The sequence below is a fragment of the Ramlibacter sp. genome (genome assembly GCF_029866045.1).
Classification (GTDB): Bacteria; Pseudomonadota; Gammaproteobacteria; order Burkholderiales; family Burkholderiaceae_C; genus Ramlibacter.
On sequence record NZ_JARXAB010000125.1, the window covers coordinates 1 to 7870 of the forward strand.

At 69.1% G+C, this 7870-nt stretch carries 8 protein-coding genes; 7 read left to right on the forward strand and 1 reads right to left on the reverse strand.

Annotated features, from left to right (window positions below; translation table 11 throughout):
• Nucleotides 1-371: response regulator (locus QE494_RS13245; RefSeq protein WP_300043947.1), on the forward strand; the 371-nt coding region annotated here is incomplete at its 5' end.
• A gap of 91 nt (nt 372-462) precedes the next feature.
• Here the strand turns inward: QE494_RS13245 and QE494_RS13250 are convergent.
• Nucleotides 463-2028 carry a deoxyribodipyrimidine photo-lyase gene (locus tag QE494_RS13250; RefSeq protein WP_300043949.1) on the reverse strand — a complete coding sequence of 522 codons (1566 nt, stop codon included), beginning with the start codon at nt 2026-2028 and terminating at the stop codon, nt 463-465.
• A gap of 145 nt (nt 2029-2173) precedes the next feature.
• Between QE494_RS13250 and QE494_RS13255 the strand changes: the two genes are divergently transcribed.
• From QE494_RS13255 to QE494_RS13280, 6 genes are all read left to right on the forward strand, one after another.
• Nucleotides 2174-2773 carry a YqgE/AlgH family protein gene (locus tag QE494_RS13255; protein WP_300043951.1) on the forward strand — a complete coding sequence of 200 codons (600 nt, stop codon included), beginning with the start codon at nt 2174-2176 and terminating at the stop codon, nt 2771-2773.
• A 17-nt stretch (nt 2774-2790) separates the two neighbouring features.
• Nucleotides 2791-3231 carry a Holliday junction resolvase RuvX gene (gene ruvX, locus QE494_RS13260; protein ID WP_300043959.1) on the forward strand — a complete coding sequence of 147 codons (441 nt, stop codon included), beginning with the start codon at nt 2791-2793 and terminating at the stop codon, nt 3229-3231.
• Nucleotides 3228-3743 carry a bifunctional pyr operon transcriptional regulator/uracil phosphoribosyltransferase PyrR gene (gene pyrR / locus QE494_RS13265; RefSeq protein ID WP_300043953.1) on the forward strand — a complete coding sequence of 172 codons (516 nt, stop codon included), beginning with the start codon at nt 3228-3230 and terminating at the stop codon, nt 3741-3743. Before ruvX ends, pyrR begins: the two co-directional genes overlap by 4 nt.
• Before the next feature lie 3 nt (nt 3744-3746).
• The gene (locus QE494_RS13270; protein ID WP_300043955.1) at nt 3747-4709 is read left to right on the forward strand and encodes an aspartate carbamoyltransferase catalytic subunit; all 963 of its coding nucleotides are present in this window, start codon (nt 3747-3749) and stop codon (nt 4707-4709) included.
• Between the two features lie 23 nt (nt 4710-4732).
• Nucleotides 4733-6028: a dihydroorotase gene (locus tag QE494_RS13275; RefSeq protein ID WP_300043957.1), complete on the forward strand. Its 1296-nt coding sequence runs from the start codon at nt 4733-4735 to the stop codon at nt 6026-6028.
• Nucleotides 6029-6101: 73 nt separating this feature from the next.
• Entirely contained in the window at nt 6102-6842 is a 741-nt protein-coding gene (locus tag QE494_RS13280; RefSeq protein ID WP_300043961.1) for a 1-acyl-sn-glycerol-3-phosphate acyltransferase, read from the forward strand.
• Nucleotides 6843-7870: the final 1028 nt, after the last annotated feature.

Consider the following 7870-nt stretch of genomic DNA (forward strand, 5'->3'; position numbering starts at 1 on the left):
GGGAGGGCTATCGGGTGGCGCTTGCCGCCGACGGACTGCAGGCACTCGAACGCCTGGCCCAGGAGGCGCCCGATCTGGTGCTGTCCGACATCGAAATGCCGCGCATGGACGGCTTCGAGCTGGCGCGTCACCTGCGCGGCGACCCACGCTGGTCCGGCCTGCCCCTGGTCTTCATCACCTCCCGCACCGCGCCCAAGCACCGCGAGCACGCGCAGTCGCTGGGCGTTGACCACTACCTGGGCAAGCCCTATTCGGAAGACGAACTGATGGACCTGGTGCGCCGCTACTGCGGCGGGCCGACCGGGGGCGACCCGGCAGGGGGCGATCCCGCAGGGGAGGCGGGTTCGCCCGCGCAACCCACGGTGGCTTGATCAGTCCGGGTCGATGCTTGCGGGTACTTGCGGGTACTTGCGGGTGCTTTCGACGTGCAAGCCACGGCGTGGCTGCGCCCGAGGCCTGGCCTCAGGTCGCCACACCCGGCTTTTTCACCACCCCATAGCGCTGCAGGGTTTTTTGCCGCGCTTCGTCGTGCGCGACCACCGGCAGCGGGTAGTCCTTCCCCAAGGTCACGCCGGCGGCGGCCAGCTCCAGCGGCGAGGCCTCCCAGGGCGCGTGCAGCGCCACCGGTGACAGGCCCGCCAGCTGCGGCAGGTAGCGCAAGATGAACTTGCCCTCCGGGTCGAACTTTCGGCTTTGGCTCACCGGATTGAAGATGCGGAAATAGGGCTGGGCGTCGCAGCCCGACGAGCTCGCCCACTGCCAGCCGCCGTTGTTGGCCGACAGGTCGAAGTCGTTCAGGTGCAGCGCGAAATAGCGCTCGCCCCAGCGCCAGTCCAGGCCCAGGTCCTTGGTGAGGAAGCTGGCCACCACCATGCGCAGCCGGTTGTGCATGTAGCCGGTCTGATTGATCTGCAGCATCGCCGCGTCCACCAGCGGGTAGCCGGTGCGGCCCTGGCACCAGGCCTCGAACAGCGCCTGGGCGGGCTTGCCATGCTCCCAGCGGATCTGGTCGTACTCGGGCCGGAAGCTGTGGCTGTTGCCCTCGCCGTCCACCACATGGGGGAAGTTGGCCAGCACCTGGAAGTAGAAGTCGCGCCACACCAGCTCATTGAGCCAGGTCTGCGCGCCAGCGTCTCCCTGCGCTGCCCGCGCCTGGGCCTCCCGCGCCAGCGTGCGCACCGAGATCGTGCCAAAGCGCAGGTGCACGCTCAGGTAGCTGGGGCCGCGCCGGGCCGGAAAGTCGCGCGCCTCCTGGTAGTGGGGCAGGTGGGGCAAAAAAGCCTCGAACAGCTGGTGCGCGCCGCGCAGGCCCACCGGCAGGGGCAGGCTGGACAAATTGGTCTTTTCGAAACCCATGTCCTGCAGCGCGGGCACCGGCTGGCGCCAAGCCGCGGGCCGGGGCGCCAGCGCCGCCGCGTGGCGGGCGACCGGGTAGGCGCGCAGGTAGTAGCCATCCCCGGCGGCCCGCAGCTTGGCCAGCCAGGCGTTTTTGTAGGGGGTGAACACCGCGTAGGGCCGGCCCGCCTGGGTGAGCACTTCCTCGCGCTCAAACACGCACTGGTCCTTGGTGGTGTGCAGGGCGATGCCGCGCTCGGCCAGGGCCCCGCGGACCACGGCGTCGCGCGCAATGGCCTGGGGCTCGTAGTCGTGGTTGGCAAACACCGCCTGCACGCCCAGGGCCTGGGCCAGCTGCGGGACGTCCTCGGTCGCCAGCGCATGGCGCACGATCAGGGCGCCGGGGTCAGGGCCGTCCCTGTCTTCCTCACCATCCGAACCTGCGCCAGCCTCCAGCCGCAGGGCGTGCAAGGCCTCGTCCAATTGGACCAGCGACTCGCGGATGAACTCCACCCGCCGGTCCTGCCGGGGCAGGGCGTCCAGGATGGCGCGGTCGAAGACGAAGACCGCATGCACCCGGCGGCAGGCGCGCAGGGCGTGGTAGAGGGCGGCGTTGTCCTCCGCCCGCAGGTCGCGGCGGAACCACATGAGGCCAGCGGCGTATTGCTTGTCCTGCGGAGGGGGCGGGGTCATGGGCGGGAGTATCGGCCAAGCCCGGGCATGGGGGGCGGCTGGGGGCATTCAGCCACCCCATTTCGAGCGGCCCGGTCCTGCCTGCGCGCGCGACCGATGGCCCTCCGTGGTGCCCGACAGGGCCCGCCTGCGTAAAATCGGGGGCATGTCCGCTGATGCCGCCTCGATCAACCTCACGCATCACTTCCTGATCGCGATGCCCGGGCTGCAAGACCCCTCCTTCGCCCGCAGCGTGGTCTACCTCTGTGAGCACAGCTCCCGAGGCGCCCTGGGCCTCATGATCAACAAGCCCAGCGACATCCGCCTCAAACAACTGTTCGAGAAGGTCGAGCTCCCCCTGCAGCGGGCCGACCTGGTCGAGACGCCCGTTTTCCAGGGCGGTCCGGTGGCCACCGAGCGCGGCTTCGTGCTGCACGAGCCGGTGTTCGCCGCCGAAGACCGGCCCGCGGACAGCGTCTATGCATCCACCATGACCATCCCCGGCGGTCTGGAGATGACCACCTCCAAGGACGTGCTCGAGGCCCTGTCCTCCGGCGCCGGCCCGCGCAAGGTGTTCATCTCCCTGGGCTACGCCAGCTGGGGCGAGGGCCAGCTCGAATCGGAAATCGCCGAGAACAGCTGGCTCACCGTCGGCGCCGACCAGGCGGTCATCTTCGACACCCCGGTGGAGCAGCGCTACGACAAGGCGCTCTCGCTGCTGGGCCTGCAGGCCTGGATGCTGTCTTCCGAGGCGGGCCACGCGTGAGCGACTCCCTGGCCGCCATGCCCGCCATGCCTGCCATTGCTAGCCCAAGCCCCAGCCCCGACGTTCCCGCCTCGCTCCAGTCTTTTCTCTCCTTCGACTTCGGCGCCCGCCGCACCGGGGTCGCCGCCGGCAACCGGGTGCTGGGCACGGCCACGCCGCTGCGCACCATCGTTGCCGAGGCCAAGGACGATCGCCTGGCGCAGGCCGAGGCCCGGGTGCGCGAGTGGCAGCCCGACGGCCTGGTGGTGGGCGTGCCTTTTCATCCCGACGGCGCCCCCCACGAAAATACGGCGCGGGCCCGCAAGTTCGGCCGCCAACTCGCCGAGCGCTGCCGCCTGCCGATCTTCGAAGTCGACGAGCGATACAGCACCACCGAGGCCCTGGCTGGGGGCGCGCGGGACGCCGATGCGGCTGCGGCCTGCATCATCCTGGAGCAGTTTCTGAGGAGTCTCAAATGAACATGGCCAAGAGCGGCGCCCTGGTGCTCGATGCCGAGGCGCTCTACGCCGAATTGCGCGCTTCGGTGCAGCCGCTGGTGGCCGCAGGGGCCCGGCTGGTGGGCGTGACCTCAGGCGGTGCCTGGCTGGCCGAGCGCATGCACCAGGACCTGGCGCTTGCCGGCAAACCCGGCGTGATTTCTTCGGTGATGCACCGCGACGACTTCGCGCGCCGGGGTCTGGCCAGCGGCGGCGCCCAAACCCTGCTGCCCTTCGAGGTAGAGGGCGCTGACATCCTACTGCTCGACGACGTGCTCTACACCGGCCGAACGATCCGCGCCGTGCTCAATGAACTGTTCGACTATGGCCGGCCGGCCCGCGTGCGGCTGGCGGTGCTGGTCGACCGCGGCGGCCGCGAGCTGCCTGTGGCTGCCGACATCGCCGCCGCCCGCATTGCCCTGTCGGCCGACCAATCGCTGGCCCTGGCGCGTGACGCCAGCGGCGCCTTCAGCTTCCAGGTGGAGGGGGCCTGATCCATGCTGTCCAAGCGCAACCCGCAACTCAATAAGAACGGTGAGCTGATTCACCTGCTGTCGACCGAGGGCCTCTCGCGTGACATCCTCACCCACATCCTCGACACCGCGTCGAGCTTTGTGAGCGTGAACGACCGCGAGGTCAAGAAGGTGCCGCTGCTGCGCGGCAAGAGCGTGTTCAACCTGTTCTTCGAAAACAGCACCCGCACCCGCACCACCTTCGAAATCGCCGCCAAGCGTCTGTCGGCCGACGTGATCAACCTGGACATCGCCCGCTCCTCGGCGGCCAAGGGCGAGTCGCTCCTGGACACCATCGCCAACCTCTCGGCGATGGCGGCTGACATCTTTGTGGTGCGTCACGGCGAATCGGGCGCGCCCTACCTCATCGCCCAGCATGTGGCGCCGCATGTGCATGTGGTCAACGCCGGTGACGGCCGGCACGCCCACCCGACCCAGGGCCTGCTGGACATGTACACCATCCGGCACTACAAAAAAGACTTCACCCAACTCACCGTCGCCGTCGTGGGCGACGTGCTGCATTCGCGGGTGGCGCGTTCGGACATCCACGCGCTCACCACCTTGGGCTGCCCCGAGGTCCGGGTGGTGGGCCCCCGGACTTTGGTGCCTGCCGACATGCGCGAGATGGGCGTGCGCGTCTTTCACGACCTCGAGGAGGGCATTCGCGGCTGCGACGTGGTCATCATGCTGCGCTTGCAAAACGAGCGCATGTCGGGCGCGCTGCTGCCTTCTTCGCAGGAGTACTTCAAGAGCTTCGGCCTCACCCCGCAAAAGTTGCAGCTGGCCAAGCCCGACGCCATCGTCATGCACCCTGGCCCGATCAACCGCGGGGTCGAGATTGATTCCGCCGTGGTCGACGGCGCGCAAAGCGTGATCCTGCCGCAGGTCACCTTCGGCATCGCGGTGCGCATGGCCGTCATGAGCATCGTCGCGGGCAACGAGGCATAACAACAGGACGAGGGACCCGACAGATGAAGATCCTGATCAAGAACGGCCGCGTCATCAACCCCGCCAGCGGCCTCGACACCGTGGTCGATGTGGCAGTTGCTGCTGGCCGCATCGTCTCGCTGCGTGGCGCGCCCGAGGGCTTTGCCCCCAACAAAACACTCGACGCCCGCGGCTGCATCGTTGCCCCCGGGCTGGTTGACCTCGCCGCCCGTCTGGGCGAGCCCGGCCACGAGCACGAAGGCATGCTCGAAAGCGAAATGGCCGCGGCCGCTGCCGGCGGCGTGACCAGCCTGGTGTGCCCGCCCGACACGGACCCGGTGCTCGACGAGCCCGGCCTGGTCGAAATGCTGCGCATGCGGGCCGAAAAGCTGCACGGCGCCCGTGTGTTTCCGCTCGGCGCGCTCACCCGCAACCTGCAGGGTGAGGTGCTGACCGAGATGGCCGAGCTTACCGAGGCCGGCTGCGTCGGCTTCAGCCACGCCGACGTCGCCCTGGGCAACACCCAGGTGCTGCAGCGCGCCCTGCAGTACGCCGCCACCTTCGGCTACACCGTCTGGCTGCGTCCGCAAGACATGCACCTGGGCCGCGGCGTCGCCGCCAGTGGTCCGCTGGCCACCCGGCTTGGCCTCGCCGGTGTGCCGGTGGCGGCTGAGACCATTGCCCTGTTCACCATCTTCGAGCTGATGAAGTCCACCGGCGCGCGGGTGCACCTGTGCCGCCTGTCCAGCGCTGCCGGCGTGCAACTGGTGCGCGAGGCCAAGTCGGCTGGCCTGCCCGTCACCTGCGACGTGAGCATCAACTCCCTGCACCTGACCGACACCGACATCGGCTACTTCGACGCCCGCCTGCGCCTGTCGCCGCCGCTGCGCCAGCAGCGTGACCGCGACGCGCTGCGCCAGGCCCTGGCCGACGGCACCCTCGACGCGCTGGTGTCTGACCACAACCCGGTCGCCGCCGACGCCAAGACGCTGCCCTTTGCTGAGGCCGAGCCGGGTGCCACGGGTCTGGAGCTACTGCTCTCGCTGGCCTTGCAATGGGGCGAGCAAAGCGCTGTGGGCCTGGCCCGCGCCCTGGCCGTGGTGACCAGCGAGCCGGCCCGTGTGCTGGGCTCGGCCCTGGGCACCTTGCAGGCCAGCTGCGGTCAGCTTGCCGAGGGCGGCGTGGCCGACATCGTGGTCTTCGACCCGCAGGCCCACTGGCAGGCCGAGGCCGCCGGCCTGCGCAGCCAGGGCAAGCACACGCCCTTCTCCGGCTACGAACTGCCCGCCCGGGTGCGCTACACCCTCGTCGGTGGGCAACTCGCCTACGAAGCGGCCTGACGCGAATGGGCGTTTGGTATTGCCCGGCCTGCGCACAGCCGGCTGACCTCAAGAAGGCGGGGGCCGCATGAACCTGCTACGCCTGCCCCGCGCGCTTTGGCGCACCCTGCGCGTGTTGGCGCAGGTGGCCTCGGGTTGGTGGACCATCGTCTTTCTCTTTCCGCGCCTCACGCCGCTGCAGCGCGAGCAGGAGGTGAGCGACTGGGCCCGCGGCATGCTGCGCGCCATGGGCATCACGCTTGAGGTGCAGGGCCTGCCGGCCGAGGCCGGCCCGGTGCTGCTGGCGGCCAACCATATCTCCTGGCTCGACATCCTGGTGCTGCATGCGGCGCGCTTTTGCCGCTTCGTCTCCAAGGCCGAGGTACACCACTGGCCGGTCATCGGCCGCCTGGCCACCGGTGCTGGCACGCTCTACATCGAGCGGGCCTCGCGCCGCGACGCGATGCGGGTGGTGCACAAAATGGCCGAGAGCCTGCGCGCCGGCGAGGTGGTGGCGGTGTTCCCGGAGGGCACCACGGGTGACGGCCGTGAGCTCCTGCCCTTCCATGCCAACCTGCTGCAGGCGGCGGTCTCCGCCGACGCGCCGGTGCAGCCGATTGCCCTTAGTTTTCTGGACGCCGCCAATCGCCAGCCCTGCTTCACCCCCTGCTATGAAGAGGAGGACACCCTGGTGGGCTCGGTCTGGCGCACGCTTGGCGGCCCGCCCCTGGTCGCCGTGGTGCGCTTTGGCGCGCCAGAGCGCTGCAGTGGCCGCGACCGCCGGGCCTGGGCGGCTGACCTGCACGACCGGGTGCAGGCCTTGCGGCTGGGCTAGGTCACCCAGCGCTGCGGGTGCCGAGTCGCAGGCACCCGCCAACTAATTCCGTTTTCCGCCCCCAAGGGCTTGCGCCGCCTTGACGCGGGCCAGTTTGGTGCGCGACACCCCCCCAAGCCTCGTTACCCATGGCCCACGATCGGCGGCCGCGTGCCTGCCGTCGCGTTCCGACACCACACAGATGAGAGGGAGGGGCCATGCAAGGAATAGTAGCGGGTTCACACATAGCGACAAACGTCGTTCATGCTACGCCGGGAGCGCCTGACGCTCACAATGCAACAGGGGTGGCACCACCACCCGACCAGACAGGCGGGTCGCCCAGTAAAGCTGCGGCTTTTGCGTCATCACCTCGTCCCACAAAGGTGCCCGCGCCGGGCACGCACACGGCTTCGCCGGCGGCGCGAGGTTCGGGACCAGTACCATTAGGTGGATCAGCAAATAGCGGAGCTGGCGGAGGGACTCCAGCACCCGCGCCAGCCTTGGTACCGAGCCCGGAACACGTCCTGAATGTGTCTCCCTCCCCATTCACGGCACGCCGGATACTGGTCCGAGGAACGGACGGAAGTAATCCGACGCCGCTCTCTGGGGCCGGCGCGGCTGTGCTTCCCCCGGTCCTTCTCCCGAGCGCCTCGCTTTCGGCCAAGCTGCTTGCGCCCCAAGAGTATTCCGCTTTGGTCCGCCCAAGTCTCACGTCCCCGACCCATGAGTGGGGGCAGGCGACCTTGTCACTGGGAGAGGTTTCGCCTCAAGCGCGGCAGCTGTTGATGGGCCCTGCCTGCCTTCGGTTCGGGGCGCAGGATGACTTCGTCGAGACATCCGAGTTTGGTGTCGTCCTTCCCGACGATAAACGGCAAAGGGTACAGCACCCCCCGCCGTCCGGCCCGAGACACCAGCCCTCGCTCACATCCCTCCAGGGGCCGCTGTCCAGAAGCGACCGCGACTTCCAACTGGACGGGATGCTGCCGGGCTACCGATCTCCTTCTGTCAAGGTTGCCGCTGCGGGCACAGCTGACCGTCAGGGAGCGAGC